General features: G+C 73.2%; 25 protein-coding genes and 1 pseudogene. 12 read left to right on the top strand and 14 right to left on the bottom strand.

Annotated features, from left to right (window positions below):
• Positions 1-53: 53 nt before the first annotated feature.
• Complete coding sequence (locus tag D1J60_RS34670) at positions 54-1352, bottom strand: cation:proton antiporter (protein ID WP_125824489.1); 1299 nt, start codon at positions 1350-1352, stop codon at positions 54-56.
• A gap of 704 nt (positions 1353-2056) precedes the next feature.
• On the opposite strand from D1J60_RS34670, the gene D1J60_RS34665 reads away from it, so the two are divergent.
• Positions 2057-3676, top strand: coding sequence for a sulfatase-like hydrolase/transferase (locus tag D1J60_RS34665; RefSeq protein ID WP_125824488.1), 1620 nt, complete (start codon positions 2057-2059; stop codon positions 3674-3676).
• Between the two features lie 50 nt (positions 3677-3726).
• On the opposite strand, the gene D1J60_RS34660 is transcribed toward D1J60_RS34665, so the two are convergent.
• Together D1J60_RS34660 and D1J60_RS34655 are read right to left on the bottom strand one after the other, a co-directional pair.
• A complete protein-coding gene (locus D1J60_RS34660) occupies positions 3727-4305 on the bottom strand; it encodes a TetR/AcrR family transcriptional regulator (protein WP_125824487.1) in 579 nt (192 codons plus the stop codon).
• A gap of 71 nt (positions 4306-4376) precedes the next feature.
• On the bottom strand, positions 4377-5267 hold the full coding sequence (locus D1J60_RS34655; protein ID WP_125824486.1) for an SDR family NAD(P)-dependent oxidoreductase: 891 nt from the start codon (positions 5265-5267) through the stop codon (positions 4377-4379).
• Between the two features lie 127 nt (positions 5268-5394).
• Here D1J60_RS34655 and D1J60_RS34650 point away from each other — a divergent pair, with 127 nt between their 5' ends.
• The gene (locus tag D1J60_RS34650; protein WP_125824485.1) at positions 5395-6123 is read left to right on the top strand and encodes a DUF2625 domain-containing protein; all 729 of its coding nucleotides are present in this window, start codon (positions 5395-5397) and stop codon (positions 6121-6123) included.
• A gap of 210 nt (positions 6124-6333) precedes the next feature.
• Here D1J60_RS34650 and D1J60_RS34645 read toward each other — a convergent pair whose 3' ends face one another.
• Positions 6334-6642, bottom strand: coding sequence for a hypothetical protein (locus D1J60_RS34645; RefSeq protein WP_125824484.1), 309 nt, complete (start codon positions 6640-6642; stop codon positions 6334-6336).
• Positions 6643-7176: 534 nt separating this feature from the next.
• On the opposite strand from D1J60_RS34645, the gene D1J60_RS34635 reads away from it, so the two are divergent.
• Positions 7177-7677 (top strand): protease inhibitor I42 family protein, encoded by a 501-nt coding sequence (locus D1J60_RS34635; protein ID WP_125824483.1) that lies wholly within the window; start codon positions 7177-7179, stop codon positions 7675-7677.
• A 25-nt stretch (positions 7678-7702) separates the two neighbouring features.
• Here D1J60_RS34635 and D1J60_RS34630 read toward each other — a convergent pair whose 3' ends face one another.
• The 4 genes from D1J60_RS34630 to D1J60_RS34615 form a co-directional block, all read right to left on the bottom strand.
• Positions 7703-8509, bottom strand: coding sequence for a phosphatase PAP2 family protein (locus D1J60_RS34630; RefSeq protein WP_125824482.1), 807 nt, complete (start codon positions 8507-8509; stop codon positions 7703-7705).
• A gap of 82 nt (positions 8510-8591) precedes the next feature.
• Complete coding sequence (locus tag D1J60_RS34625; protein ID WP_125603741.1) at positions 8592-9572, bottom strand: YihY/virulence factor BrkB family protein; 981 nt, start codon at positions 9570-9572, stop codon at positions 8592-8594.
• Positions 9573-9577: 5 nt separating this feature from the next.
• On the bottom strand, positions 9578-11521 hold the full coding sequence (locus D1J60_RS34620; protein WP_125824481.1) for a diacylglycerol kinase family protein: 1944 nt from the start codon (positions 11519-11521) through the stop codon (positions 9578-9580).
• A 160-nt stretch (positions 11522-11681) separates the two neighbouring features.
• On the bottom strand, positions 11682-12938 hold the full coding sequence (locus tag D1J60_RS34615) for a GNAT family N-acetyltransferase (RefSeq protein WP_125824480.1): 1257 nt from the start codon (positions 12936-12938) through the stop codon (positions 11682-11684).
• 222 nt (positions 12939-13160) lie between these two features.
• Between D1J60_RS34615 and rph the strand changes: the two genes are divergently transcribed.
• On the top strand, positions 13161-15911 hold the full coding sequence (gene rph / locus D1J60_RS34610) for a rifamycin-inactivating phosphotransferase (RefSeq protein WP_125824479.1): 2751 nt from the start codon (positions 13161-13163) through the stop codon (positions 15909-15911).
• Positions 15912-16097: 186 nt separating this feature from the next.
• Here the strand turns inward: rph and D1J60_RS34605 are convergent, their stop codons facing one another.
• Positions 16098-16508: a hypothetical protein gene (locus D1J60_RS34605; RefSeq protein ID WP_125824478.1), complete on the bottom strand. Its 411-nt coding sequence runs from the start codon at positions 16506-16508 to the stop codon at positions 16098-16100.
• 76 nt (positions 16509-16584) lie between these two features.
• Between D1J60_RS34605 and D1J60_RS34600 the strand changes: the two genes are divergently transcribed.
• Complete coding sequence (locus tag D1J60_RS34600; RefSeq protein ID WP_125824730.1) at positions 16585-17214, top strand: TetR/AcrR family transcriptional regulator; 630 nt, start codon at positions 16585-16587, stop codon at positions 17212-17214.
• 11 nt (positions 17215-17225) lie between these two features.
• On the opposite strand, the gene D1J60_RS34595 is transcribed toward D1J60_RS34600, so the two are convergent.
• Complete coding sequence (locus D1J60_RS34595) at positions 17226-17771, bottom strand: DoxX family membrane protein (protein WP_164721106.1); 546 nt, start codon at positions 17769-17771, stop codon at positions 17226-17228.
• A 171-nt stretch (positions 17772-17942) separates the two neighbouring features.
• Positions 17943-18509: a TetR/AcrR family transcriptional regulator gene (locus D1J60_RS34590; RefSeq protein ID WP_125824476.1), complete on the bottom strand. Its 567-nt coding sequence runs from the start codon at positions 18507-18509 to the stop codon at positions 17943-17945.
• A gap of 133 nt (positions 18510-18642) precedes the next feature.
• On the opposite strand from D1J60_RS34590, the gene D1J60_RS34585 reads away from it, so the two are divergent.
• The 4 genes from D1J60_RS34585 to D1J60_RS34570 all read left to right on the top strand — a co-directional run bounded on the left by D1J60_RS34585 (position 18643) and on the right by D1J60_RS34570 (position 21668).
• Positions 18643-19296: an NAD(P)H-dependent oxidoreductase gene (locus tag D1J60_RS34585; RefSeq protein ID WP_125824475.1), complete on the top strand. Its 654-nt coding sequence runs from the start codon at positions 18643-18645 to the stop codon at positions 19294-19296.
• Positions 19293-19619, top strand: coding sequence for a multidrug efflux SMR transporter (locus tag D1J60_RS34580; protein ID WP_125824474.1), 327 nt, complete (start codon positions 19293-19295; stop codon positions 19617-19619). The genes D1J60_RS34585 and D1J60_RS34580 overlap by 4 nt, the downstream gene beginning before the upstream one ends.
• Before the next feature lie 147 nt (positions 19620-19766).
• The gene (locus D1J60_RS34575) at positions 19767-20705 is read left to right on the top strand and encodes a serine protease (RefSeq protein WP_125824473.1); all 939 of its coding nucleotides are present in this window, start codon (positions 19767-19769) and stop codon (positions 20703-20705) included.
• Positions 20706-20771: 66 nt separating this feature from the next.
• Positions 20772-21668, top strand: coding sequence for a hypothetical protein (locus tag D1J60_RS34570; protein WP_125824472.1), 897 nt, complete (start codon positions 20772-20774; stop codon positions 21666-21668).
• Between the two features lie 64 nt (positions 21669-21732).
• On the opposite strand, the gene D1J60_RS34565 is transcribed toward D1J60_RS34570, so the two are convergent.
• Both D1J60_RS34565 and D1J60_RS38395 read right to left on the bottom strand, forming a co-directional pair.
• Positions 21733-22371 (bottom strand): class I SAM-dependent methyltransferase, encoded by a 639-nt coding sequence (locus D1J60_RS34565; protein WP_125824471.1) that lies wholly within the window; start codon positions 22369-22371, stop codon positions 21733-21735.
• Positions 22352-23122 (bottom strand): MFS transporter, encoded by a 771-nt coding sequence (locus D1J60_RS38395; RefSeq protein WP_125824470.1) that lies wholly within the window; start codon positions 23120-23122, stop codon positions 22352-22354. Before D1J60_RS38395 ends, D1J60_RS34565 begins: the two co-directional genes overlap by 20 nt.
• A gap of 666 nt (positions 23123-23788) precedes the next feature.
• Here D1J60_RS38395 and D1J60_RS34550 point away from each other — a divergent pair.
• Positions 23789-24235: pseudogene (locus tag D1J60_RS34550) on the top strand (TetR/AcrR family transcriptional regulator); the annotation flags it as partial.
• 172 nt (positions 24236-24407) lie between these two features.
• On the opposite strand, the gene D1J60_RS34545 reads toward D1J60_RS34550, so the two are convergent.
• Positions 24408-24968: a TetR family transcriptional regulator gene (locus D1J60_RS34545; RefSeq protein ID WP_030817653.1), complete on the bottom strand. Its 561-nt coding sequence runs from the start codon at positions 24966-24968 to the stop codon at positions 24408-24410.
• 114 nt (positions 24969-25082) lie between these two features.
• Here D1J60_RS34545 and D1J60_RS34540 point away from each other — a divergent pair, with 114 nt between their 5' ends.
• Together D1J60_RS34540 and D1J60_RS34535 are read left to right on the top strand one after the other, a co-directional pair.
• Positions 25083-25775: an SDR family oxidoreductase gene (locus D1J60_RS34540; RefSeq protein WP_030817655.1), complete on the top strand. Its 693-nt coding sequence runs from the start codon at positions 25083-25085 to the stop codon at positions 25773-25775.
• Positions 25776-25832: 57 nt separating this feature from the next.
• Complete coding sequence (locus D1J60_RS34535; RefSeq protein ID WP_125824469.1) at positions 25833-26888, top strand: aldo/keto reductase; 1056 nt, start codon at positions 25833-25835, stop codon at positions 26886-26888.
• The last annotated feature ends 39 nt before the right edge of the window (positions 26889-26927 follow it).

Raw genomic sequence — 26927 nt, 5'->3', positions numbered from 1 at the left:
GCCGACCCTACCCGGGGCCCGCCGGGCCACGCCCCACCGCCGGCACGCCCGGGTCAGCCGCCTTCGGCTTGGCCGAGTCTGCGGCGGCGCGGTGTGACGGGTGTGGCGGCGCTCTCGCGGAGGCCCGGCGTGGTGGCTGCTCGTTCGTACCAGTGTCCGTAGCGGCCGGCGAGGACCGCGGCGGATGCCCCGTGGAGCAGCACGCTGAGTCCGACGGTGATCGCGACCACCCGGCTGATCAGGTCCACGCCGTGGATGTGCTCCTCGGCGACCAGGAGTCCGAAGACGACCGAGGCGAGGCCCCGCGGGCCGAACCAGCCGATGTAGGCCACGGTCGGTGCTTTCAGCCTGCTCCCGGCCAGGGCGAGCGTGACCGGGACCATCCGGATGACGGTCAGGCTCAGGACGGAGTATCCGACGATTCGCCAGCTGAGGTGCTGCAGTGCGGGGCCGAGCAGCACGGCGCCGAAGAACAGCAGGCTCAGCATGGCCAGAAGTCCGCCGAGGTCTTCGGCGAGCTCGGTGGTGTGGGCCACCTCGTTCGCCGGATGTTCGCCGCGGCGTAGTGCGTAGGCGAAGGCGAGGCCGGCCACCCACGCGCCGATGAAGCCGCTCCCGTGGGTGGCCGTGGCCAGGGCGTAGGCGCCGGCGGCCGTGGCGAGCACGTAGACGGGGCGCCACTCGGGGGCGATCCAGCGGCGCTCGAGCGACAGGGTCAGGAGCAGGCCGCCGATGCCGCCGACGGCCAGGCCGAGTGCGGGGCTGAGCAGCAGCGCGCGCCAGAACGTCCCGGCCATGCCCTCCTGCGCGTACGAGGTGCCGGGGACGGCCGCGAGGAAGACGACGAAGAAGGGCAGTACCAGGCCGTCGTTCAGCCCGCTTTCCACGTTGAGGGTCTGGCGTACCAGGGTGGGCACGCGGGTGTCGGAGATGGCGCTCTTGCCCAGGGCCGCGTCGGTGGGTGCGAGGATCGCGGCCACCAGGGCCGCCTCCCAGACGGTGAGCCCCGGTAGGAGCGGCCAGGCCAGCAGCCATCCGGCGCCGATGGTGAGGACGAGCCCGGTCGACAGCAGCCGTCCCGGCAGCACGCCGCCGCTGCGCAGGTCCGACGGGCGTACGGTGGCCGCGTCGGTGAACAACACCAGGGTCAGGGCGGCTTCCACCAGGGTGCGCAAGGGCTCGGTGTCGTGCCCCGGGCTCACCAGGTCCAGGCCGACGGGCCCGATCGCGATGCCGAAGCCGACGAAGACCATGGCGGCGGACACCGGCGAGGTGGCCAGCCGGCGCGAGGCGAGCGCGTAGGCCGCGGCGACCCCGGACACCGCCGCGACGGTCCAGGCGCCGCCGCTCACGGCCGCCTGCCGCGCGGTGGCCGGGTGTGGCCGGCTCCCGGTCGGGGCCGTCTGCTCCCGTTGGTCACCAAGGTCATCGATTCCCAGTTGCTCCGCAGCGGCGATCTCGTCCGCCAACTGTGCGTCACCCGGGGAACCGCGGCGTCAGCGACACGAGAGCCGTCCAGGTGATCACCCCCGTCGGCAGGCCGGCCCGCCGAACAACATCCCACCCGGCCGCGCCGGCATCCGTCGCGAACCCGCCGGACGGTGGCTTTCCCGAGGAGGAGGGCCGGCTCACGGCCCGAGTGACAGGCGGCCCGCGGTGGACGCCCCGCGCCGCGGGCCGTTCGGTCCGGGGCAGCCTGCCGAAGGCGTGGCGCGGCCGCGCCGGCGCCTGCGCGCCGGGCTCACCCCTGCGCGGGCTGCCCCCGGCCGTGAACGATCCCGCCGCAGTGGTTCAGGCCCTCGACGGCTTCGGGGGCGGCTGGACTGGGTCACCTACCAGCTGCGCGAGCGGCACCCTGACTTCGCGGGCGGGGAACCTGCATGAGCCCGCCGTTCGCAGACACCGCGATCACTCGTCCGGTCGCCTTCGGCCGCGTCCTGAGCGGCCCCGGCCGACCGTCGACCCTAGATTCGAAGGCATCCGTAACGGTCCGCGCGCGAGGCGGTCTCCCACCGCTCCATCCACCCGTCGGCGCGCGGCGAGCGAAGGGCACGGCATGACCGAGCGCCCCAACATCCTGCTGATCGTCACCGACGAGGAGCGCGTCGCCCTTCCGCGGCCTCCGGGGTTCTCCCTGCCCGCGCGGGAGCGGATCGCGGCCCGCGGGACCACCTTCGAGCGCTACTACACGGCCTCCGCGCAGTGCAGCTCGGCGCGGTCCGTCATCTACACGGGTCAGCACGTGCCGATCACCGAGATCTACGACAACGACAACATGCCGTACATCCGCCCGCTCAACCCGGAGCTGGGCACGCTCGGCACGATGCTGCGAACCGCCGGCTACTACACCGCCTACCAGGGCAAATGGCACCTGTCGAACTGCTACGTCACGGCGGAGAGCCCCGGGCCCACGACCGACGCGCTGGAGCCTTACGGCTTCAGCGAGTTCAACGACTGGGGCGACATCGACGGCGGCGCCTGGGCCGGCCTCGAGCTCGACCCCGTCATCGCCGGCCAGGCCGTGCGCTGGCTGCGCAACCGGGCACCGGTCGTCTCCCAGGACCAGCCGTGGTTCATGGCCGTCAACTTCGTCAACCCGCACGACATCATGAGCTTCGACTACGGCGGCCGCTCCCAGATCCAGCTTCCGCCCGGCCTCGCCCACGCGGTGGTGGCCCGTGCGGCGGCGAACATCCCCGTCTACCAGCGGCGTTGGGACTTCGACCTGCCCGTCAGTCTGTATGACGACCTGTCCGGCGCCGCGCCCGCCATCGCGGAGTACGCGCGCGTGACGGACACGGTCTTCGGTCCGGTCGCAGACGAACAGCACTGGTACGACGGCCTGAACTTCTACCTCAACGCCATCCGCGACGTGGACCGGAGCGTCGAGTTCGTCCTTGACGCCCTGGAGGCGTCCGGCCAGGCGGACCGCACCGTCGTGGTCTTCACCTCCGACCACGGCGAGATGGCGGGCTCCCACGGCCTGCGGCAGAAGGGCAACCTCATCTACGACGAGAACTTCCACGTCCCCCTCATCATCGCCCACCCCGACATGCCCGGCGGGGCCCGAACCCAAGCGCTCGCCTCCTCCATCGACATCGCACCCACCCTGCTCGAGATCGCCGGACTGGATGCCGCCACGGTCGCCACCCGCCACCCAGCCCTGAAGGGCCACTCCCTGATGCCCGTGCTCCACGGACGCCCCGTGCGCAAGGGGATCCTCAACGCGGTCGAGTCGATCATGATGCTCGACGCGTCCTTCTGGTTCGAGTTCGCCGACCCCGACGCGCCCGAGCGCGTCGCCGCCGGCGACCTGCGCCCCGACTGGAACAAGCGCGGCTTCCTGCGCGGCTACTCCGACGAGCGCTACACCTTCGGCCGCTATTTCTCCCCGCTCAATCCCAACCGCCCCGGCAGCGCCCGAGCGCTGCTGGCGGAGAACGACGTGGTGCTCTACGACCGCGATCAGGACCCCGCCGAGATGCAGAACCTCGCCGCCGACCCCACCCACGGCGACCTGGTCGAGCGCTACCGCGCCCTGCTGGAGGACCTCATCGACACGGAGATCGGCACCGACACCCGCGCCTGGGTCACCGAACGGCCCCGCCTGCTCGGCTGGCCCACCTGGCACGGCGACGACACGCGCCCCGAAACCCTGGCACAGCAAGGACGGTGACCTATCGCGCCAGCGTGGCCAGGCAGCCCCCACGGCCTGGGGCGGGTCGCCTACGCGCTCGGGGGTGGCGTGCGCAAGCCTTCGAGGAGCGCGGCCAGGTAGCGGTGTGCGGTGTTGACTCGGTCGGCGGGGGTGCCGCCGTGGACGCTCACGGCGTGGGCGATGCCGCACATGAGCGGAACGAGGTCGGCCGCGGCGAGGTCGGGGCGGACCACTCCGGCATCGCGGGCCCGGGCGAGGAGGGTGGCGCCGGCCGACGCCAGTGACGTCTTGAGCTCCGTGGTGCGCGGCACGGCGTCCGTGGCCGCGGCGGCGACGGGGGGCAGGGCGGCGTCGGTGACCTGCGCCTCGACGGTGTGGAAGAGGAAGCCCGTCAGGCTGCGCCATGGGTCGGTATCGGTCAGCGCCTGCCGACCGTGGGCGGCCAGGGCCTCCAGGCGCGGCGCGGCGACGGTCTCCAGCAGCGCCTCGGGCGTGGCGAAGTGCCGGTAGACGGTGCCGACGCCGAGCCCGGCCCGGCGTGCGACGTCGTTGAGCTGCAACGGTGTGCCCTCGTCGACCAGGTCGCGGGCGACGGAGACGATCCGCTGCCAGTTGCGGGCCGCGTCCTTGCGTAGAGGCGTCGTCATGAGGCCATGCTAATCGGATGGTTCATCCGGATGGTTCCGCCGCCCGCCGGAAACCCGCAGCGCCGCGACGCTCAGGCGGGGGCGAGCGGCGCGTGCCGCTCGCTGAGCCGGCGTACCGCTTCGGCGACGCGGGGGTCGGCCGCCGACCGGTGCGGGGTGACCGGGTGCGCCTGGGCGCCGATGACGATGCCGGTTCTGCCCGTCAGCTTCTCGTCGGTGGCGGCCGCGATGGAGGGCCTGGCCGCCACGGATGCCGGACCGGAGGTCGAGCGTTCGAATGTGCGGCGCACCAGGGGCCACAGCATCCGCAGGGCGGGCGAGACGATCTTCGGGTCGGTCATGGTGCCGTTGGTCATACCGGTCGCGGCTCCTCCGGGGTCAGCGGCGAAGACCGAGACGCCCGTGCCGTCCAGCCGGCCCGCCAGGTCCAGGGTGTAGGCCAGGTTGGCGAGCTTGGCGCGGCCGTACCAGTGGAAGCCGTAGTAACCGCCCGGTGGCTCGACGGCGTCGAACACGCGCTTGGCCACGGCGACCGCGCCCGACGTCACGTTCACGATCCTGCTCGGCGCACCGGCCGTGAGCGTGGGCAGCAGCAGTTCGGTCAGCAGGTAGGGCGAGAGGTGGTTGACGACGAACGACGCCTCGACGCCGCCCCGGGTATGGCGCTCGGCGAACATCGCCCCGACGTTGTTGACCAGCACCGTCAGCGGTTCGCCCGAGGCGGCGTGGTCGGCCGCGATCGTCCGGGCGAGCGCACGTACCTGGTCGAGCGAGGCGAGGTCCGCGGACAGGAACCGGGCCGGGTGCACCGCGCCCGTCGCGTTGATCCGCTCGACGGCCTCGGCTCCCCGTTCGGCGTTGCGCCCGATCACCGTGACCGCGAACCCGGCGACGGCCAGCCCCAGCGCCGTCTCCAGGCCGATGCCCCCTGTCCCGGCCGTGACCACAGCTGTCATCTTCATGAGCCCCTCCACCCAGACATGAAGCGGATAGATCATCCACTTAGCCGGACGGTAGCACACATTCGGATTAACTATCCGGTTGTGGTGGCAGCGGCAGCACCCTGCTGGGGGGTGCGAGGATGCGGGGATGCGCGAGATGCATGAGCTGGTCGACGTCGACGATCCGGCCTGGCCGGTCCTCCTTGAGGAGCTGTCCGGTACTGAGGTTCCCGTCGAGGTGCTGGCTGGTGATGCCGAGGCAGGCCGCGCCGCACTACGGCAGCTGCAGATCTCCGCCCGGTCGAACCTGGGCGGGATCGTGCTGAACTGCGGCGGGTTGCTCGTGGACGGCGGGTGGCTCCGGATCTTCGGGAGTCCGGCCGCATCCGGCGCAAGGGGCCTGCCCGGGCTGGCCGAGGTCAACGCCATGCCCTCGGCCTTCGACCCCGCATGGCGGCCGGGGGCGGGCCTGGTCGTTGCGCACGACGTGCTGGGCGGAGTCTTCGCCCTCAACGGGGGCGACCCCCGTGCGGCCGGGCGGCCCGGGGAGCCGGGCGCGGTCGTCTACTTCGCCCCCGACACCCTCGGCTGGGAGGCCCTGGGCGCCGGCCACTCGGCCTGGCTTGCCTGGGTCCTCGCCGGGGGACTGGAGGAGTTCTACGGGGACCTGCGGTGGGACGGCTGGCGCGGCGAGGTTTCCGCGCTGAACGGGCGCCAGGGGCTGTCGTTCTTTCCGCCCCTGTGGTCGGCCGAGGCCCGCCAGGACCTGCCGGCGACCAGCCGTCGCGCCGTGCCCATGGCGGAACTCCTGGGCCTCGGCCGTGACTCGTGCCTCCAGTTCCACGGCGCCGACCCGGGCTTCCTCGGCGCCGCATGAGCCGGCGCACCGCCGGCTGGGCCGTGGGCAGTCAGGGTGGTCACGATGTCGCGAGCAGATCCCGCAGCTCGGCGGACAGGTCCGGATGGGCGGCCGTGCAAGAAGTCGTCAGTCGTTCTGCGGCCACACGGCCATGTCGTGAACGCTTGTCGGGGGGAGCGCGGGTACGACGTCCGGCGACGCGTGCCCGCGCTCACCGCGGCCTGGGAGTTACTGACTGAGGACGCTGCCCGTCCACTGGCCGGCGCGCTGCATGAAGGCGTCGTTGCTCAGGATCTGGGTGCCCGTGCCGATGTCGCCGGCCGGTGCCGTGCCGTTGTGGGAGCCGACGGTGTTGTCGTGGCCGGCGTTGAAGACGTCGTCGCCGGCGATCTGTTGGAGGTCGCCGAAGACGATCGAGTACGTGTTGTTGATCGGTGCGTAGACGGTGAAGCCGTCGTCGGCGGAGGCGGCGGACGCGCCCGCGAGGAGGATGCCGCCGGTGGCGAGGACGGTCAGGGCGCAGCGGATCGATCGCACGGGTTTCTGCCTTTCGTGGAGGGCGGGGGAGCAGTGCGAAGGTAGGCCGCGCCGCCCGGCGAACGCCCGCACCGGCCCGCGCATGGCCCGAGTCCATCCGTACGGCGCAGCCTTTCCCGGCGCGGGGGGCGGCGGAGGGGGTGCGCCGTGCCGCGACCGTCTCACGCTGGCGCGAGCCCGTCCGGCTCATCCGCACCCTCCCGGATTCCGGGACGCGCGGCTGCACCGCAGGCTGGCCCCGCAGTCACGGCTCGGCCTGGTCGACGTCGCGCACGGGGACAGCGTCGAGGCCCGGGCCCGTGCGGGCGCCGGTGCGTCCCGCTTTCACCGCGTCGGCGGCCACGGCGGCCGGCCATGCCGCCGTGCACGGTGGCTGGTACCGGACGGCGGCCCGACTCCGCGCAGGCGGAGGGTCGCAGGCGCCGGCCTGTTCCGGGGCATCGCCGCGTTCTGAGCATGAGGAGGACGCCGTGCGATGCTTGGGGCGTCAAAGGACGACTCCACCAACGGCCGTACCGGCAAAGGCTCTCCACCATGAACTCCCAGACGCGTACGGCGGCGGTCGCGGTGATCGCGGCGGCCGCGGTCCTCGCTCTCACGGCCGGCTGTGACTCCGGAACGGGCGGACCGGGCGCCCGCGCCACCAGCCGTCCGGTGGAGGAGACGAGCATCACCGCCGAGCCGGGGGAGCGCTTCACGCTCACCGTCGGCCAGAACGCCTCCACCCGCGAGTACTGGTACCTGGTCGGCCCGGAGCCCGACCGTTCCGTGCTGCTCAGCCGCGGCCAGGTCTACGCGGCGGACTCCGGCGCCGAGACGGTGGACGGTGCCGGAGGCCGGCTCACCTTCACCTTCGAGGCCAAGGGCGAGGGGACCACGCGGTTCACGCTGCTGCACTGCACGTTCACCACCTGCCAGGGCAACACCGCCTCCCGGCCCCCCGCGACGGCCGGCCCCTCGGCCCTGCCCACCGCCGCGGCGGCGCCCCCCGCGCAAGCCCCCGAGCGCATCACCTACACCGTGACCGTCGGCTGAGCCGCCGCACGGAGCCGGGGCCCGCTCAGGGCCGTTCCGGCGTACCCACCGGCGGCTCGGGGTGCTCCGAGCGGATCTCCGGCTCCAGGCCCTGCACGGGCGTGGTGCGCCGGCGTCCGACGTCCGCCCGCCAGGCTTCGAAGGCCAGGGTCGTCGCCGTCACCACGGCCAGGCCGAGCAGGCAGCCCCCCACCACGTCGCTCACCCAGTGCACGCCGAGCGCCACGCGGGTGTAGCCCACGCCGACCACCGAGACCGCCGCGAGCCCCCACGCCACCGGCCGCAGGCGCCGGGGCACCAGCGGCAGCAGCGCCAGCAGCAGCACCGCGCAGGACGTGGTCGCCGTCATCGCGTGCCCGGACGGGAAGGAGTACCCGGGAGCGTCGGCGACCGGGTCGGGCAGGTGGGGCCGGGCCCGCGCGACCACGTGCTTCACCAGCAGGCCGAGCAGGCCCCCGGCCGTCGCGGTGACGGCCGCCCACGCCGCCAGCCGCCGGGCACCCCGCAGCAGGAGCCACACCACCAGCGCCGCCACCAGCAGACGCATCGTCAACGGGTCCCAGACCACGTCCGACAGGACGCCGAGCAGCCGCACCCACGCCGGATGCTCCAGCGCGGCCGCGTGCAGCCGCTCGGCCGTGCCCCGGTCCAGCCGCGCCAGCGGCGGCCACTGCGCTTCGACCAGCACCAGGGCCAGCGCGAACGGTACGGACACCAGCGCGGTGGCCGCCACCGTCGTCAGCAGCCGCGCGCCGAACCGCGCGTCGGGCCCCGGGCGGCCGGAGAACAGCCGGGCGAGCGGACGCCGCGGGCGGGGGGAGTGTCGTGCCATGGCCGTGGTGCTTCCTCTCGGGGGTCCTTCGGTTCTTCCGCCGCGCGTCCCGCACACGCCGCCGCGCCGCGCCGTCACGCCGTCACACACCCGGGTCCTCCGTGACCGGCTCCCGCACCCCGGCCCGTACGGCCTCCAACTGCGCGGCGAAGGCCAGCCCCAGGAACAGGGCCAACGAGGTCAGGTAGGACCACAGCAGCAGCGACACGAACGCGCTGAGGGGCCCGTACACGCTGGCGAAGGAGCCGCTGGCGCCGACGTACGCGCTCAGCCCCCATGTGGCCGTCAGCCACAGCACCAGGTACACCGTCGCGCCGAAGGCCAGCCAGGTGTAGCCGGGCTGGGCGCGGCGCGGGGAGAGGCGGAAGATGGCGCTGGTGGCCAGCAGCGCCAGCAGCACCCCCACCGGCCAGCGCAGCAGGTCCCAGGCCCGGATGGTGCCCGCACCCAGGTGGTACACCTCCGCGACGGCGCGGCTCAGGTGGGCGCCGAGGACGGTGACCGCGAAGCTGAGCCCGAGGGGCAGGCCGGCCAGGACCGACATCATCAGCCCCCGGCTGTACTTGTACAGGAACGGCCGGTCGCGTTCCGTTCCGTAGATGCGGTTGGCCCCCCGCTCCACCTGGCACAGGGCGGTGGTCACGTTCACGACGGAGAACAGCAGGCCGAGCCAGAGGGCGAGCCGGCTCCCGTCCCCGGCGTGGTGACGGCTCTGCGCCAGGGCTTCGTCGACCACGTGCTGGCTCGGCCCGCTCGCGAGCCGGCGGATCGTCAGTTCGGCGACGCGGCCGATGTCCTCGGTGTGCAGCACGCTGGACAGCCCGATGACGGCGATGGCCATCGGCACGATCGACAGCACCGTCTGCAGGGCCAGCGCCCTGGAGTGGCTGAAGCCGTCGGCGTACCGGAACCGGACGAAGGAGTCCCGTACGAGGCTCCAGCCGCCGTGGCGCCGCAGCGCGGCCACCGCCTCCTCGGCGGACAGCTCCTCGCCCTCGACCTCCAGTCCGGCCGCCACGACCGCCACGTCCTTGCGCTGCGGTACCCGTGTCGCGGTTCCCATGTCCGTCACCCCCTGTCGAAGTCGTGTGCCCGAGGCCCCGGTTCAGCCGCCGACGGGGTACGCGCCCCGATCGGTGCGTCCGCGTTCCCGGCCGTGCGCGGCGGCAGCCAGATCCGCAGCGCGCCCGGCTCGACCTCCGCGGTGAGCCGGGTGCCGGAGCCGATGACGTCGCCGTCGAGTTCGCGCGGCTGCGGGCGGGCGAAGCGGATGTCGACGTGTGCGGCGCTGAAGTACTCCAGCGCCCCGCCGGCCACCGCGCCGTACTCGCCGCGGGTCTCTCCCGCCGTCCTGCCGGGCAGCATGCGCGCGCCGAGGTGGGCCGCCGCGGCGAGCCAGCCGCGGACACCGCGCGGATCGAGCAGCGCGACCTCCAGCCGACCGCTGTCGGGCCGCGCTCCGGGCAGCAGCGGCAGCCCGCCCTGGAGGGTGCCGACGTTGCCGATGACGACCATGCGGGCGCGGCGCTCCCGTGGGAGGCCGCCGTCGAGCCGGATCGACAGGCGCATCCGCGGGTCCCGCAGGTGGCGGGCGGCGGACAGGACGTACGCGGCCCAGCCGAGGCGTTCCTTCGCCCGCGCCGAGGTGCCGCCCACCATGGCGGCGTCGAAGCCGGCTCCCGCCATGACGGTGAACCGGGCGGACCCGGAACCGGACCCGGACTCGGGGCCGGGGGCCGGGCCGTCGCCCCCGACCCGGTCCACGTCGACCCGGTCCACGTCGACCCGGCCCACGTCGATCCGCGCGGTCTCCCCGGACAGGGCGGCCTCCAGCGCCCCGGCCGGATCGGCGGGCATCCGCAGGTTGCGCGCCAGCAGGTTGCCGGTGCCGCAGGGGACCACCGCGAGCGGGATCCCGGTGCCGGCCAGCACGTCGGCGCAGGCCCGTACGGTGCCGTCGCCGCCGCAGACCACCACGAGGTCGGTGTCCTCCGCGGCGATCCGCCCCGCGAGGCCGCCCGCCGCGTCCTCGGCGGTGGTCTGCGTCCACGCCTGGTCGGCGTACCCGTGGCGGCGCAGCACGCTCCGCACCCGCTCGGCCAGCTCCGCCCCGCAGCCGTGCGGGTGGCGCACCACCACGGCCCGCCGGTCCGTCCCCTCGGGCCGAGGGACCGTGTGGGCGGTGTGGGCGGTGTGGGCGGTGTTGGCGGCGCGGGCGGCGCGGGCGGTGTGGTGGTCGGTGCGGGCGCTCGGGAGGAGCCGGTACTCCGGGACCGCGCCGGATCCGGATCCGGATCCGGCGCCGGTACCCGGGAGCGGCCGGCGGGCCCTGCGCCACGGCAGCAGCAGCGCGTGCGCCACGACGAGCAGCGTGCAGGCGCCGTTGAGCAGGCCGCCGACCACGTCGGAGGGGTGGTGCATCCCCCGGTAGAGCCGGGAGAACGCCACGGCCAGGGGAAGCAGGAGCAGGGCGGTGACGACGGCGTACCGCACCCACCGGCGTGCGCCCGGCGGGCGGAGCACAGCGAGGACCGCCAGGCCGCCGAACAGGGCCACGGAGGCGCCGACGTGCCCGGAGGGGAAGCTCGAGGTCGGCGGCGCGGCGTCGAGGTGCGGCACGTGCGGACGCGACCGCTCCACCACCATGGTGACCAGGAGGAAGACCGCCGACTGCGCGGCCACCGCCACGCCGAGGAACGCCGCCTCCCGCAGCCGCCGTCCCCGCGAGAACGCCGTCAGCGCGACGAGGACCAGCAGGGTGAGGGCGATGACGCTCTGCGTACCGGCCAGCAGGGACAACCACTCCGTGAACGCGGTGAGGGGGCCGGTGCGGTGCGCGGCCAGGCCGCGGTTGACGCCCTCCTCCGCCGCCACCGGCCACCGGTGGGCCAGCGGCCCGGTGACCATCAGGCCGATCCCCGCCATCAGGACCGCCTGTACCGGCAGCAGCAACAGCAACAGCGGTCCACGAAGGCCGCCGGGTCTCAGGGCCGCGCCCCGTTCAGGTCTCATTGCCGCCGTTTAACCCGCCGCGGCCCGCTCATGCGCGCCATCGCACGGTTCGGTCCGCCCGGTGAGCGCAACGGCCCCGACGGACCGGCAGGACCGACCGGACTGGACCGACCGGACTGGACCGACAGGACTGGACCGGCAGGACCGGCCCCACGCCCCGTCAGAACCAGTGCAGGCAGTGCGGGGAACGCTCGGTCCGGAACAGGGAGTCGGCGAGGGCCGCCGCGCCCGGGTGGTGGGCCCTGACGTGACCGGCGCGCACGAGGGTGCTCGGGGCGGTGCCGCCGAGGTAGACCGAGGCCAGGTCGCTCACGTCCAGGGACAGGTCGGGCTCCCGGTCCGTCGGGACGCAGCCGGCCTTGCCGTCCCGCACGGTCAGCAGGTGGCGGCCGTGCTCGCCGAGGAACGGGTCTTCGACGTCGAGGACGATCTCGCCGTCCGCCGACCAGCCGCGCGCGGTCAGTGCCCCCGGGACGTCCAGCAGCCGCACCCAGAGCCAGTCGCCGACCCCCGTCACCTCGGCGCCGCGGAAGTCCTCGAGCTGCCAGCGCAGCGGATGGTCGGTCGGCACGTGCTTGATGGAGACCTGGCTGACCAGGTCGTGTTCGAGCAGGAACCGGGCCAGGGCCGTGTGGACGGCGTCGTCGGCGGTGACGATCTCGTCGACCTTCATCGTCCTGGTTGTCCCGGACTCGATCGTGTAGCTCGCGTACCCGTCCGGGACGCCGTCGGCGTCGCGATGGACGGCGACGTACCGCGGCGCCGGCGAGATCGGGGGCTGTCCCGCGCGCAGGGACCACCAGCGGTGCGGGCGGGACAGCGCGCCGGGCTGTGAGCGGCGGTACCGGTCGTAGACCTGCTCCAGGACCTCCCCGCAGTCGCTGCTCCGCACCACCTCGATCGCACCGCTCGGGCTGCTCGCACCGTTCGCCGCGCCCGTGACCGGCCGGCCGTTCCCCCCACGCGCCCGGGGAACGGCGAGTGCCCCACGGTGGCGCGGCACCGTCAGCCCCGCCGTGTACGTCGCCGGCCCGTAGCCGAACCTGCGGTAGATCAGGGCCTCGGAGGCCAGCAGCACGGAGAGGAACTCCCCGCGGGCGCGCAGATCGGCGAGCTGATGCCGCATCAGCGCACTGAGCGCGCCCTGGCGCCGGTGGGAGGGCAGGACGCCGACGGAGGTCACCCCGGAGACGGGTACGAGCACCTCACCGGGCAGGGTGAGCTCGAAGGAGTACGCACCGGCGGTGCCGACGCGCTTCCCGTCCGGCGCCACGGCCAACAGGCACCGGTCCATTTCGAGCGCGGACCACCACTGCCCGCCACCGTCGACCGGTGGTTCCGGGTAGAGCCCGAACGCGGCGTGCACCGTGCTGACGAAGGCGTCGAAGTCCTGGTCGGTCGCCTGACGGATCTCCACGTACGCCGCTTCCTTCCCCTGACGCCCGCCCCAAAAGCGAAAGGCAGGGAGAGCGCTCTCCCTGCCACATCCAAGCTATAGCGCACCGGGGGGCTTGCCGCAAGGCCCCTCTTCCAGCGCAGAATCATCGGCCGAAGCAACCAATTCGCGACGAATGGGGCCCACGTAGTGCGAGTGCTGCCGTTGTCGACGTACGAGCACGACCGCCCGGGAGGCATCGCGATGAACGACACGAACAACACGAACGACACGAACAACACGAACAACGCGAACAACACGGGCGACCAGTACGTGCTGGACCTCCGGGAGGCCGACGCCGCGCAGGTCGCCCTCGTCGGCGGCAAGGCCGCGCACCTGGGCGAGCTGGCCCGGATCGAGGGCGTCAGTGTCCCGGAGGGCTTCTGCGTGACGACGGACGCGTTCCGGCGGGTCCTGGCGGACGCACCCGCCGTCGAGGAGGCCATCGACCGGTTGCGGCGCGTTCCCCCGGGCGACCGGGAAGCGGTCCGCACGCTCAGCGGGGAGATCCGCCGGGCCATCGAGGGGATCCCCGTCCCGGACGGCGTCGCGGCGCGGATCACCGACGCGCTCGCCCGGTCCGGCGAACGGGCCGCCTACGCCGTGCGGTCCAGCGCGACGGCGGAGGACATGCCGTCCGCTTCCTTCGCCGGTCAGCAGGACACGTACCTCAACATCGTGGGGCCGGAGGCTGTCCTGCGGCACGTCAGCCGTTGCTGGGCCTCGCTGTTCACCGAGCGGGCCGTCGCGTACCGCCAGAGCAACGGCATCGACCACCGGACGGTCCACATGGCCGTGGTCGTGCAGCGGATGGTCCTTCCGCAGGCGGCCGGCGTCCTGTTCACGGCCGATCCCGTCACGGGCGACCGGAAGGCCGCGACCGTGGAGGCGGCCTTCGGTCTCGGTGAGGCCCTGGTGTCCGGCCTGGTGAACCCGGACGTCTTCCGGGTGCGGCACGGCGAAGTCGTGGCCAAGGCGATCGGCGCGAAGGAGCGTGCCGTCCGCGCCCTGCCCGCGGGCGGTACGCGGGAGGAGGCGGTCGACGCGCAGCTGCGGGAGCAGCCGGCGCTGACGGACGCGCAGGCCGTGGGGCTCGTCGGGCTCGGGCGGCGGATCGAAGCGTGCTTCGGGCGGCCCCAGGACATCGAATGGTGCCTGGCCGACGGCGACTTCCACATCGTCCAGAGCCGGCCGATCACGACGCTCTTCCCCGTCCCCGTCCCCGTCCCCGTCCCCGATCCCGTCCTCGATGCCGGAACCGGCGGCCACGAGACCCGGTCCCGGGTCTACGTCTCCGTCGGCCACCAGCAGATGATGACCGACGCCATGAAGCCCCTGGGGCTGTCGGTGTGGCAGCTGACCGCCATGGCGCCGATGCACGAGGCCGGCGGCCGGCTGTTCGTCGACGTCACCGGGCGCCTGGCCTCGCCCGCGAGCCGCGCGGGCCTCCTGGACATGATCGGGCGCGGCGATCCGCTGGTCAGGGACGCCCTGGAGACCCTCCTCGACCGCGACGGCTTCCTCCCGTCGCCGCCCGGGCCCCCCGAGGCGGCTCCCGGCGGGCCCCCGGCCGGCCGTGCGCCTGCGCCCGCGCCCGCCCCGCTCGACACCGATCCGGCCGTCGTCACCGAGCTGGTCGAGCGCAGTCGGCGGTCCCTCGCCGTCCTGGAGCGGGACATCCGGACGAAGACCGGACCGGAGTTGTTCGACTTCCTGTCGGACGCGTTCCAGGAGCACAAGCGGCTGCTCGCCGATCCGCTGAGCCTCCAGGTCATCATGGCGGGGATGGAGGCCACCTGGTGGCTCAACGACAACCTGCGCGCGTGGCTGGGCGAGAAGAACGCGGCCGACACGCTGACGCTGTCCGCCCCCGGCAACGTCACGTCGGAGATGGGACTGGCGCTGCTCGACGTCGCGGACGTGATCCGGCCGTGGCCGGAGGTGGTGGCGTTCCTGCGGGGCGTCGGGGGCGTCGGAGGAGTGGGGGCCGCCGGGGGCGTCGAGGACGACGGCTTCCTGGACGGACTGGCGAAGCTCCCGGGCGGGACCGAAGCGCGCGAGGCCATCGAGGACTACCTCGCCCGGTACGGCATGCGCTGCGCCGGCGAGATCGACATCACCCGGCCGCGGTGGCGCGAGCGCCCCGCCACGCTCGTACCCGTGATCCTCGACAACGTCAGGAACTTCGGGCCCGGCGCCGCCGGACAGCGCTTCGAGCAGGGGCTGCGGACGGCGCGGGAGAAGGAGCGGGAGGTGCTGTCGCGGTTGCGGGAACTGCCGGACGGGGAGCGGAAGGCCGACGAGACCAAACGGATGATCGACCGGGTCAGGACCTTCATCGGATACCGGGAGTACCCGAAGTACAACATCGTCAGCCGCTCCTTCGTCTACAAGCGGGCGCTCGTGGCGGAGGCCGAACGGCTCGTGCGGGCCGGTGTGCTCGCCGAGAAGGAGGACGCCTTCCACCTCACGTTCCAGGAGCTGCGCGAGGCCGTACGTGCGCGGCGGGTGGACGGCCGGCTCATCGAGCGGCGCAAGGAGGAGTTCCGGTCGTACCAGGCGCTCACACCGCCCCGCGTCCTCACCTCGGACGGCGAGGCCCTCAACGGCTCGTACCGGCGCGAGGACGTGCCGGCCGGCGCCCTCGTCGGCCTGCCCGTCTCCGCCGGGACCGTGGAGGGACGGGCCCGCGTCGTCCTCGACATGGCCGACGCCGACCTGGAGGCCGGGGACATCCTGGTCACGGTCTTCACGGACCCCAGCTGGTCGCCGCTGTTCGTCGGGATCACGGCCTTGGTGACGGAGGTGGGCGGGCTCATGACCCACGGCGCGGTGATCGCCCGGGAGTACGGCCTGCCGGCCGTCGTGGGCGTCGCGGGGGCCACCCGGCTGATCCGGGACGGGCAGCGGATCCGCGTGCACGGCAGCGACGGCTACGTCGAGCTCCTGGACTGACGGGCCCGACGGCGGTGCCCCGCGGAAAAATGTGCCGCGGGGGCCGTGACCTCCCCACAGGGGAATCGTTTCTCTAGGTGTCGCACGGCATGCACACCGCTCCCCCGCGGTACGCGACGCAGGGCCCGGGAAGCCGCCCCCCCGACTCCCCGGGCCCCACCGCCCGCCGGCGCCGCAGAGGGGCCGTCACTTTGAGGCGGTCCGTGCGGGGGTGGGTGTGGCGGCGAACAGCAGTGCGGCGAAGGTGAGGGGGGCGGCCGTCTGGTAGCCCATCCAGAGTTCGCCGCCGGCGCCGCTGCCGCGCCACGCCATCAGCAGCCCGGCCAGGGCCGCCAGTACCCAGCCGATGTCGTAGGCGACCATGAGCAGCGTGTACGTACGCGTCGACCGGCTGCGCACGTAGCCGATCTCGACGCCACCGCCGATCAGCAGGGCCGCCCCCGAGACGACCATCAGCCACGTCGGCGTGCCGAGCAGCCGGCCGAGCGGGGCGGCGCCCGCCATGCAGACGGCGGCGAGCAAGACCTTGAAGGCGCCATCGGCGATGGCGCCCATCCTCTGGCGGGCCGCCCGCCGTTCGACGACGACCTGCGTCATGAACGTTCCCCCTCGCATCTACAGCTCATCCCGACGTATTCCATAATGAGATTACTGTAATAATCGAGTTATGAGAATGACGAGAGCCGAGGCCAAGGAACGCAACCGCCGCGCCCTGCTGGACGCCGCGTTCGAGGTTGTGTCGCGGGACGGGTACCGGGCGAAGCTCGAAGAGATCGCCGCGCGCGCCGACCTGACCACCGGCGCCGTCTACTCGCTGTTCGGGAGCAAGAACGGCCTGGTGGTGGCCCTGGTCGCCGACCACCTGCGGCCCTACTACGAGGAGATCGAGCAGGCCGTTCCGGCCGGGCTCGATCTGCTCGAGGCCGTCGACGCCTTCGCCCGGTACTACCGGCGCGGTTGTGACGCCCCGGACGCGCTGTCCCGCATGTCACTCCAGATCACCCTGCTGGACATGGCCCTGCATGACCCGGAGCTGGGGAGCCGGCTCGCCGCGTCCGTCCGGGCGCAGGAGGAACATCTGGTCGCGCTGTTCACCGGAAGGCCGCACGGCGGGCGCTCCGTGACGCCGCGTCAGGCGCGGCGCCTGACCACCGCGCTCAGGGCGCTCTTCGTCGGCCTCAGCCAGGGCGTCACCCTCGGCCTGGCCCCCGACGCCGACGAGCAGTACTTCGCCGCCGCCGCCCGCGCCCTGGCGTCCGGCATGACCGAGGAGACCCGGGATCCGGACGGGACGACCGCCTGAGCCCGTCGCCGTCAGTCCCTGAGGAAGAACACGACGAACCCCGCCACGACCCCGACCGCCACGGCGAGCAGGGCATGGCGGGCCCGCGACTCGCGCAGCACCGGAAGGACGTGGTCGGCGGAGAAGCGGCCCGGCCCGGTCAGGGTGAGCGCGACCACGGCGGCGAACAGCACCGTCTCCAGTTCGACGCCCTTGGGAGGGAAGTACGCGTTCAGGCCCCGGACGTCGAGGACGTTGACGAAGACGCCGATGAGGGCCGCGCCCGCGAGCGGGGTGAGGAGGCCGAGGGCGAGGCCGAGCCCGCCCAGGGTCTCGGAGAGGCCCGACAGGAGGGCCATGGCCTTCCCGGCCGGGTAGCCGGCCATCGTGAAGCCCTTGGCGGTCGCGTCGAGGCCCGGCCCTCCGAACCAGCCGAAGAGCTTCATCGTCCCGTGGCCGGCCATGCTGAGCCCGACCACCAGCCGGAGCAGGAGCAGGCCGATGTCGTGGACGGGGGTGGGTGTCAGCGTCGCCGGGGCGGCTCCGAAGAGCGTCCGGTCTCCTCGTACATGCACCATCAGCGTCCGTCCGTCCGTTCGTCCGTTGGTCCCTTGGTCCGTCGCCCATGAGCGACGGCCACCCTAAGACGTCCGTCCGCGATCCCCGCCCCGCAACGGCGGCGGGTCCGGTCCTCACCCCGTTCGGCCCCGGTCCGCTCACCTGATCCGGCTCCGGCACGGCGGCGGTCATCAACCCGGAGGTGCCGCCAGCGCGCCCGCCAGCCGTCCCAGTGCGGCCTTGATCCGGTCGGGGGTGACTCCCCGTGCGCGTTGCTGGAGGAAGACCTCCGGGGCCAGGGGCGCGAGCAGGCCGTCCACGAGGGCTTCCGGGTCCGGGGTGCCGGACTCGCGCAGCAGGACGAGGACGTGGGCGCGCCAGAAGCCGTAGGCGCCGACGGTGAAGCGCTTCCCGCCGGTCTCCGCGCCCAGGACCAGATGGCCGTGGGTGTCGAGCAGGTCGACCATGGCGGCGTAGAACGCGGTGAGCCGCTCCAGCGGCGGCGCGCCGGGTCCCAGCGGGGGAGCGCCGTGCAGCAGCTCCTCCTGGAGGCGGCGTTCGTGCTCGTCGAGGAGGGCCGCGGCGATGGACGTGACGTCCGGGTAGCGGCGGTAGAGCGTGCCGCGGCCGATGCCGGCGGCCCGGGCGACGTCCTCCATGGTGACCGACCGCGCGTCCCCGGCGGCGAACAGCCCGGCGGCGGCGGAGAGCACCTTGGCCCGGTTGCGGGCGGCGTCCGCGCGTTCCCTCGTCCCCATGGTGCCCAGCCTACCGGAATAAGTGGACGCCCTGTCCGGTTGAGCCACTCGTCCGGTATAACTGGACGCCGTGTCCGTTTACTGTTCCGGCCCGGATCAGGCCGGGATCCGGCCGTACCGAGGGGGTTCCGTCATGACCACGCTGCTGCACATCGACGCCAGCGCCCGCCGCCGTTCCTTCAGCCGGGAGGCCGGCGACGCCGTCGCCGCCGCCTGGCGCGCGTCCCACCCGGGTGGCACCCACGTCCACCGCGACCTGGCCCGGACCCCGGTCCCGCAGATCGGCGAGGCCTGGACCGAGCTGTGCGACCACGTCCTGGAGCACGGGATCACCGACCCCGGCCGCTACCGGGAAGCCGTACGCACTCCCGCGCAGGAGGCGGCCTGGGCGGTGGTCGAGCCGCTGCTGTCCGAACTCCTCGCCGCCGACGTCGTGCTGATCGCCACGCCGATGTACAACTACTCGGTCCCGGCGTCCCTGAAGGCCTGGATCGACCAGGTCACCTTCCCGCGCATGTCCCTGGCCGGACGGCGGTTCGTCGTGGCGTACGCCCGCGGCGGCGCGTACGGCCCGGGCGCCCCGCGCCACCCCTACGACCACCACGAGCGCTACCTGCGCGACTTCCTCGCCGGACACTTCGCGGTGCCGGAGGGGGACATGACGTTCCTCGGCACCGAACTGGCCAACTCCCTCACCGACCCCGCCCTCGCCGGCCGACGGACGGCGCACGACGCGTCCCGGGCGGCCGCGCTGGAGGCGGCCCGCACGATCGGAGAGTCCCTGTGAACTGGCTGCTCCTCATAGCCGCCGGCCTGGTGGAGGTCGCCTGGTCGCAGAGCATCAAGCCGACGGCCGGTTTCACCCGCCCGCTGCCCACGCTGCTCTGCTTCGCGCTCGCCGCGGTCGCGGTCTACCTGCTGTCCCTGGCGATGCGGGACCTGCCCGTCGGTACGGCCTACGCCGTCTTCACGGGGATCGGCGCGGCCGGCGCCATCACCCTGGGCGTGGTGCTCCACAAGGACCCGGTCACCCCGGGCCGCCTCCTGGCCCTCGCCCTGATCATCGGCGGCGTGGCCCTGTCCCACGCGACCGCCCAGCCCCAGACCTGACGACCCGGCCGAGCCGGCGTCCGGGGGACATCCCCACCCGCGTGATCCCGCTGGCCGGAGCACCGAGAGGCCGACTGCCCGGATGGATCGGTCTCTCCCGGTCGCCGAGGCTGAGCACGTCGCACCGCTCGTCCGATCGGAGAACCAGTGTTCAGCCCGAAGTCCCCGCGCCGCGTGGTGGCGCGCACCGCGGCCGTGGCCCTGGCCGGAGCGGCGTGCGCCGCCCTGATGACCGGCAGCGCCGAAGCCATCGTCAACGGAAGGGACTCCACGCAGCGATACCCGTTCATGGTGTCGATCCCGGTGACGGGTGTGGACGACCCCACCCTCAAGGGTGCCTGCGGCGGAACGCTGATCGACTCCAAGTGGGTGCTCACCGCTGCCCACTGCGTGGACCCGGCCCTCGTCACCCTGGACGGCACCGTCCGGATCGGCAGCGAGCGGAGGGCCTCCGGGGGCACGGTCCGCTCCGTGGTCAAGTCGGTTACCCACCCGGCGTACAGGAACGGCGGGGGCAGCAGCCCCAACCACAACGACATCGCTCTGATCCGCCTGGACCACCCGGTCGCCGAGAAGCCCCTCCGCATCGCCGACGCACCGGGGCGACCCGGCACCCCGACCCGTCTCCTGGGCTTCGGCACCACCAACGACGCACCCGACCCCGCCCGGTGGGTCTTCCCCGACCGCCTCCAGGAACTCGACGCGCGCAGGGGCGCCCTCTCCGAGTGCGCGCCGGGCTACGCGGACAGCACCCGCCTGTGCACGGTCAGCCAGGTACCCGACGCGATGGCCTGCAGCGGCGACTCGGGCGGCCCCGAGCTCCAGCGGGACCGCAAGGGGCGCTGGGAACTCGTCGGCGTCACCTCGGGCCCCGGCGCCCCCGGCGTGCCCTGTAGCCAAGGCCCGGGGCTCTACACCAGCGCACCCGCCCACTCGGGCTGGATCCGTGCGGTGACCGGCCGCAGGGGAGTCCAGGGAAGCGGCGGTACCGAGGTGGGCCGGGCGGGAACCACGGACGCCGGCCGGCCCGGGCCGCACACCGTAAGGCCGGCGGCCGCCCGGACGGCGGTTCCGGGGACCGTGTAGAAAGGGACCTCGCACGACCGGCGACGACCGCCCGGTCGGTCCCACACTTCCCAGGGGGGAACCACCATGCGCACGCACGCGCTCCGAAGAACCCTCGTGTCCCTGCTCGTCGTCTCCGCCTCGGCGGCGGCCCTGGTCCCGGCCGCGGCCACCACCGCCGCGGCCGCCCCGGCCCAGTGCCGCGGACCACAGAGCGGCGTCCTCGCGACGCTCGACCCGGGCCGGCGCCTGGACCCCGGCGCCCGCCTCGTGGACAGGGTCAGCACGACCGAACTGGTCATGCAGCCTGACGGCAACCTCGTGCTCTACGCCCTCGGCACTCCGGGCGGTTACAAGCTGCCGCTGTGGTCCAGCGGCACGCACGGGAACCCCGGCGCGTACGCCACCATGCAGGCGGACGGCAACTTCGTCGTCTACAAGAAGGACGGCGGCCCCACCAAGGGCGGCGCCCTCTGGCACTCCAACACGCACGGCAGCGGCCCGGGCACGGGCGTCGTCAGGGCCTCCCTCCTCGGCGGTGAGTTCCTCGTCGAGGGCCGCAGCGCCAACCCCCGCTGGTCCACCCGCAGCACGGAGCGCCAGGGCTGGCTCTGCTCCGAGTTCGCGACGGCCGCCGAGGGGTGGTGGACGGGCAACTGGGCCCAGTCCGCGACCGTGTGGCTGGTCCTCCAGCAGGACAACAACCTCGTCATCTACCGCAAGCGGGACGGCAAGGCCATCTGGAGCAGCAACACCTACGGCGGCAGCCGCCGGGTGACCCTGCAGATGGCTCCCAAGGACCGCGGGGACCTGACGCTCGTCGAGGAAGGCCGCACCACCGCCCGCTGGCGGACGGGCACGGCGAACAACCCCGGTGCCTACGCCCTGCTCCAGGACGACGGCAACTTCGTCGTGTACAAGAAGGACGGCGGCCCGACGAAGGGCGGCGCCCTCTGGCACACCGGCACCTACAACAAGGTCTGACCGGTCCGTCCGACGCACACCAAGGGGGCGGGCGGGCCCGAGCCCGTCCGCCCCTGAGGACCGATCAAGACCTTTTCAGCCGGGTGGTGTTCCGGTGGCAGGGGCCGCGCAGGACGAGGAAGGCGCAGCCGTCCGCCTCCAGGCGGGTGGCCTGCTGCCAGCCCGAGGCCAGCAGGCCGATCTCGTCCTCGTCGAGGGCGATGCCGCGCCGGTCGGCGGGAGTGCTGGCGGCGAGGGGCGTGACCACCACGACGGCGCCGCCCTCGCGCAGGCGCTCGCCGAGCGCGTGCAGGACGCGGCCGCGGTCGCGCAGGAACGCGTAGGCAAGGCGCAGGGTGATCAGGTCGTAGCCGGCGCCGGCGCCGGTGCCGGTGTCCTTGCGGTTGCTGGTGCCGTCGAGGCCGGCCGGGTCGTCGGCTTCGATGTCCAGCTGGAGCCAGCGCACGCCCTCGACCTTCCGGTGCTCCTCGCGGGCGCGGGCGATGGCGCCGTCGGAGTAGTCGACGGCGTCCACCGCGTACCCCACGGAGGCGAGGTGCACGGCCAGTTCCCCCGTGCCGCAGCCCACGTCGAGCGCCCGCCCGCCGCCCTCGGGCACGGGGGCGTGCTGGGCGAGCAGCGCCCGCTCGGCGTCGCTCAGCCGCCGGAAGTCCTTCCCGTCGGCGTAGTACTTGGTCCAGGCCTCACGGGCGGGGCGTCCCACGATGCTGCTCCTCGACTTCTCGGGGTTGGTGGAAGGTGTGCTGTTCACGGGCGGCCGCCCGCGCGGAGTCGTGACGGGGGTCGGCGTCCGCGCTCGACGGGCTCGGGGTCGCCGCGGGTGACGCCGTACCGGGTTCCGGGGACGGGCATCCAGTGGCCGGCTCGGTGAACGCCCGTACCGGCGCGGCCGATCCGGCCGCCGCAATCGGGCCGCGTCGGCCGAGGGCGACGGGTTCCACCGCCTCGACGGACTCGATCGCCTCACCGGCCGCAGGCGCCGCACCGGGCATGTGCCGCAAGGCGCGCAGCGGAGAGCGGGCCAGGACCACGCACGGCACGACGAGCAGACAGGCACCCGCCAGCAGGGCCGGCCGTACGCCCGCCCACGTGCCGAGCCCGCCCGCCAGCAGTGCACCCACAGGCCGGGCGCCCGAGGTCAGGCAGGTGCTCACCGCCTGCATCCGGGCCTGCATCCGGCTCTCGGTGACGAGCTGCCGGATGGACCGCTGCGTGGTGCCCGCCGCCCCCGCGCAGGCCAGTTGAAGGAACAGCGCCGCGCCGATCGCGACCTCCCACCCCGCGCCCGGGGAAGCGAGCAGCAGGGGGACCTGCATGAGCGGCGGGAGGGCGAGTGCGCCGAGCATCATCGGCCCGGGCCCGCACCGCCGCGCGACGGCCGGTGCGGCCAGTGCGCCGGCGGCCGCGCCCAGGGTGCCGACGCCCAGGACCACGCCGAAGGCGGTCGCGCTCATCCCCAGGACCCGCAGCAGGTTTGTTCTCGCAGAGACCGTGTCCCTCGCAGGTCGTGTCGATTTGGGCTAGAGCCGAGCCTGTGGTGCGTGTCGCACTATGACGGAGCACGGTGTCCGATTCCCCGCTGTGGGTGTGGCGAACATCATGTCTCACCGAACTCGGCGGCCGAGGAGAACTCTACGGGCGGGAGGCGCCCGGGCGGTTCGTTTCGGGGCTGCCCGCTGACGCGTTGTCTGGTGTCAGGAGATGCGGCAGGTTTCGCAGGTGCCCTGCATCCCGGCTCGCGGCCCGTGGCCGTGGAGGCGGAAGCGGCCGGGCTTGACGCAGGTGTCGCAGGCGCGTTCGGAAGCACGCTCGCCCGTTCGGCGAACTTACCTTCGCGATCACCCTCTTGAAAGCGGCCGGCGTCTCCAGTACCAGGGCACTCCGCCATCACCCGGCTGCCCGCCCGGGGCTAACGGCTCACGAGAGGCGTCGCGCACCTGACCCCAGCCGGACGGTGACGTCCTCGGAAGTCAGGGGGGTGCTCCGCGGAGCACTGGACGGTGACGTGGACCGGGGCGCCACAGTCAGCGTGAGTTACGTCCAGGACGGGGCCCGGGCTCTCGGGGCCGACGGCGTACGTCTCGCCCCACTGGCTGAGCGCCACCATGACGGGCCACAGAACGCTCTTCCTCTACGCCAAGACCAAGGGCGAGCTCCTCCTGCTCGTCCAGAACTCCCTCGACGCCGAAGCCCTCAAGCGAGGCCGGGTGGACGCCGAGAACATCCCGGACACGCTGGACGCCGTGATGGCGATCGTCCGGCCGGTCGTCGAATGCAACCGGACCCAGGTCGACAACGGGCGCGTCTACCTGCGCGAGATGGTCTTCGGCGACCCCGCCGGGCCCCACCACGGCGAAGCCCTCGCCATCACCGGGCAGACCGAGAATGCCGTCGCCGCCGTGCTGTGCCGGGACGCACAGGTCAGCGAGGCGGACGCGGCAATGGCGGCGCGCGTCGTGTCCGCCGTCACGTTCCTCGCGATGGCAGCGAGTGTGAACGTCGCCGCGAGCGTCGACGAGAGCGTGCGCGACATCCGGGAGCAGATCGCAGTCCTGCTGACGCGTTGACGTCGGCTGCGCAACTTCCACTTCACGAGCATGCGGCCCGGGGACTGACCGCTGTCCGGCGCACGGTGAGGCCGGTGCGCCAGGCGTCGGCGGCCTTCTCCCACCGCCTCCGCCCGGCCACGGACGCCTCGTCGCCCAGTGCCGTCGATGTGCACCCGCACCGCGCCCTTGATCAGCCTGCTTCGGTCAAGGCTGCGCGCGCGGCGGCGAGGATCTCCTCGGAGAGCGGGGAGCCGTTGGTGGCCCGGGACAGGACCAGCGCTCCGAACAGGGTGCAGAGGCGGACGATGCCGTCCTGGTCGTCGGTGGCGAGGAAGTCGGCGAAGTCGGCCACCCCCTCGGTGTAGACGCGACGGGCCTCACGTCCCCCGCCTTCGCGCGCGATGTCGGAGGCGAGCGCGGCGACCGGACAGCCGTCCGCCGGGCCGTCACGGTGCTCGACGGAGAGGTAGGTGTCGATCAGCACCTGCTGGGCGGCGTCGCGCCGCCCTTCATACCGCTCAAGTCCCTCGGTGTAGCGCCGGGCGAGCTCGGCGAAGGCGTGGGCGGTGGCCTCGTCGACGAGCGCCTCCTTGGAGGCGAACTGCTTGTAGAAGGCGCCGTGGGTCAGACCGGCCGCCTTCATCAGGTCGGCGACGCTGACCTGCGTGCCCTGCTCCCGGAACAACCGGGAGGCGGTGTCCACCACCCGCCTGCGATTTTCCTGCGCCTGCGCCTGCGATACGCGGCCCATGGCCACCTCCCGTTTGGATGTCGACTGGCATCTATCGTAACTCCATGTTTAGATTGATTGCGTAATCTAATTCGTGTGGGTTGCCGTCGGCACCCGTCAGGACCAGGAGCAGGCATGGAACTCAAGAACGCGGTCGCGGTCGTCACCGGCGCAAACCGGGGGCTCGGGCGGCACCTGGCAGCCCAGCTCGTCGAGCGTGGCGCGAAGGTGTACGGCGCGGCCCGACGCCCCGAGGCGGTTGACGTGCCCGGCGTCATCCCGCTGCGGCTGGACGTCACGGACGAGGCGTCGATACAGGAGGCCGCCCGCGTGGCGTCCGACGCGACACTGCTGATCAACAACGCGGGCATCTCCACCGGCGTGACGCTGATCGGAGGCGACGTGGCTGAGGTGCGCCGGGAGATGGAGACCAACTTCTTCGGCCCGCTCGCGGCGACCCGCGCATTCGCCCCCGTCATCGAGGGCAACGGCGGCGGCGCCGTACTCAACGTCCTGTCCGCCCTGTCCTGGTTCCACCCGGCCGGCCTCGGCTCCTACGCGGCCTCCAAGGCCGCCGCCTGGGCGCTGAGCGACGCGACCCGTGAGGAGCTGGCACCGCGCGGGATCACCGTCTCGGCGCTGCACGTCGGTTACATGGACACCGACATGGCCGCCGGCGTGCCTGCCGATCAGAAGGTCGCCGCCCCCGACGTCGCGGCCCAGGCCCTGTCCGGCATCGAGACCGGCCTGCCCGAGATCCTCGCCGACGAGACCAGCCGGTACGTCAAGCAGACCCTGTCCGCGGCACCCCAGCCGAACGCGGGCTGACGCTCACCCCTCCACCCCGGCGCGGCCGCCTTCCCACCCCTCAGGCAAGGACATCTCATGCGTTACACGACCTTCGGACACCGGACCGGACTGCGCGTCTCTGAGTACACGCTTGGCACCGCGAACTTCGGCACCGGCTGGGGCGCAGGCGCCGAGCCGGACGAGGCACGCCGGATCTTCGACCGGTTCGCCAAAGCAGGCGGCACCTTCCTCGACAGCGCGGACGGCTACCAGTTCGGCGAGTCGGAGGAACTGACCGGAAAGCTGATCTCCGCCGACCGCGACCACTTCGTCCTGGCCACGAAGTTCACCCTCGGCGCCGCCCCGCAGCCGGACATCTCCAGGACCGGCAACAGCCGCAAGAACATGGTCGCCTCGGTGGAGGCCAGCCTGAAGCGCCTGGGCACCGACTACATCGACCTGCTGTGGGTGCACTTTCCCGACGAGCTCACTCCGATGGAGGAGCTCCTGCGCGGACTCGACGACCTGGTGAGCGCCGGCAAGATCCACCACGCCGCGCTGTCCAACTTCCCCGCCTGGCGCGTCTCGCGCGCGGTAACCCTCGCGGACCAGAAGGACTGGGCTCCGATCGTGGGCATCCAGCACGAGTACAGCCTCGTCGAACGCACCGCCGACCGCGAACTCCTGCCCATGGCCGAGAGCCTCGGCCTGGGCGCCGCCCTGTGGTCCCCGCTCGGCGGCGGACTGCTCACCGGCAAATACCGCAGCTCCGCCGAGGGGCGCCTGAGCGACCTGGGCATGGTCATCCACACCGAGAGCACCGGCCAGAAGACCGCCGTCGTCGACACCGTCCTGGCCATCGCCGAGGAGACCGGCGTGACACCCGCCCAGGTGGCGGTCGCCTGGGTGCGCGAGCGCGCCACCCGCTCCGTGGCCACCCTCGTCCCGATCATCGGCCCGCGCAACCTCTCCCAGCTCGACAGCTACCTCGGCGCCCTCGACGTCCAGCTGACCGACGAGCAATACACCCGCCTGACCGAGGTCAGCGCGGTGCCGCTCGGCGTGCCCCACGAGGGGATCACCGCCTCCCTGGACCGCCTCCAGGGAGGCACCGCCGACCGCGTCATCGCCCCAGCCGTGCCGGTCGCCTGATGAGTGAACGCGGCTGAGGACGCAACGCGCCCGCGCCGC

The organism is Streptomyces sp. W1SF4, from assembly GCF_003950035.1.
Classification (GTDB): domain Bacteria; phylum Actinomycetota; class Actinomycetes; order Streptomycetales; family Streptomycetaceae; genus Streptomyces; species Streptomyces racemochromogenes.
Note: the sequence above shows the minus strand (reverse complement) of the source record. Positions and strands in the feature narration are given on the sequence as shown.

What these genes read in the sequence shown, in the direction of transcription:
- D1J60_RS34665 (WP_125824488.1), top strand. Translation starts at nt 2,057, where the DNA reads ATGACCGAGCGCCCCAACATCCTGCTGATCGTCACCGACGAGGAGCGC.
- D1J60_RS34660 (WP_125824487.1), bottom strand. Translation starts at nt 4,305, where the DNA reads ATGACGACGCCTCTACGCAAGGACGCGGCCCGCAACTGGCAGCGGATC.
- D1J60_RS34655 (WP_125824486.1), bottom strand. Translation starts at nt 5,267, where the DNA reads ATGAAGATGACAGCTGTGGTCACGGCCGGGACAGGGGGCATCGGCCTG.
- D1J60_RS34650 (WP_125824485.1), top strand. Translation starts at nt 5,395, where the DNA reads ATGCGCGAGATGCATGAGCTGGTCGACGTCGACGATCCGGCCTGGCCG.
- D1J60_RS34635 (WP_125824483.1), top strand. Translation starts at nt 7,177, where the DNA reads ATGAACTCCCAGACGCGTACGGCGGCGGTCGCGGTGATCGCGGCGGCC.
- D1J60_RS34630 (WP_125824482.1), bottom strand. Translation starts at nt 8,509, where the DNA reads ATGGCACGACACTCCCCCCGCCCGCGGCGTCCGCTCGCCCGGCTGTTC.
- D1J60_RS34625 (WP_125603741.1), bottom strand. Translation starts at nt 9,572, where the DNA reads ATGGGAACCGCGACACGGGTACCGCAGCGCAAGGACGTGGCGGTCGTG.
- D1J60_RS34620 (WP_125824481.1), bottom strand. Translation starts at nt 11,521, where the DNA reads ATGAGACCTGAACGGGGCGCGGCCCTGAGACCCGGCGGCCTTCGTGGA.
- rph (WP_125824479.1), top strand. Translation starts at nt 13,161, where the DNA reads ATGAACGACACGAACAACACGAACGACACGAACAACACGAACAACGCG.
- D1J60_RS34605 (WP_125824478.1), bottom strand. Translation starts at nt 16,508, where the DNA reads ATGACGCAGGTCGTCGTCGAACGGCGGGCGGCCCGCCAGAGGATGGGC.
- D1J60_RS34600 (WP_125824730.1), top strand. Translation starts at nt 16,585, where the DNA reads ATGACGAGAGCCGAGGCCAAGGAACGCAACCGCCGCGCCCTGCTGGAC.
- D1J60_RS34595 (WP_164721106.1), bottom strand. Translation starts at nt 17,771, where the DNA reads ATGGTGCATGTACGAGGAGACCGGACGCTCTTCGGAGCCGCCCCGGCG.
- D1J60_RS34590 (WP_125824476.1), bottom strand. Translation starts at nt 18,509, where the DNA reads ATGGGGACGAGGGAACGCGCGGACGCCGCCCGCAACCGGGCCAAGGTG.
- D1J60_RS34585 (WP_125824475.1), top strand. Translation starts at nt 18,643, where the DNA reads ATGACCACGCTGCTGCACATCGACGCCAGCGCCCGCCGCCGTTCCTTC.
- D1J60_RS34570 (WP_125824472.1), top strand. Translation starts at nt 20,772, where the DNA reads ATGCGCACGCACGCGCTCCGAAGAACCCTCGTGTCCCTGCTCGTCGTC.
- D1J60_RS38395 (WP_125824470.1), bottom strand. Translation starts at nt 23,122, where the DNA reads ATGAGCGCGACCGCCTTCGGCGTGGTCCTGGGCGTCGGCACCCTGGGC.
- D1J60_RS34545 (WP_030817653.1), bottom strand. Translation starts at nt 24,968, where the DNA reads ATGGGCCGCGTATCGCAGGCGCAGGCGCAGGAAAATCGCAGGCGGGTG.
- D1J60_RS34540 (WP_030817655.1), top strand. Translation starts at nt 25,083, where the DNA reads ATGGAACTCAAGAACGCGGTCGCGGTCGTCACCGGCGCAAACCGGGGG.
- D1J60_RS34535 (WP_125824469.1), top strand. Translation starts at nt 25,833, where the DNA reads ATGCGTTACACGACCTTCGGACACCGGACCGGACTGCGCGTCTCTGAG.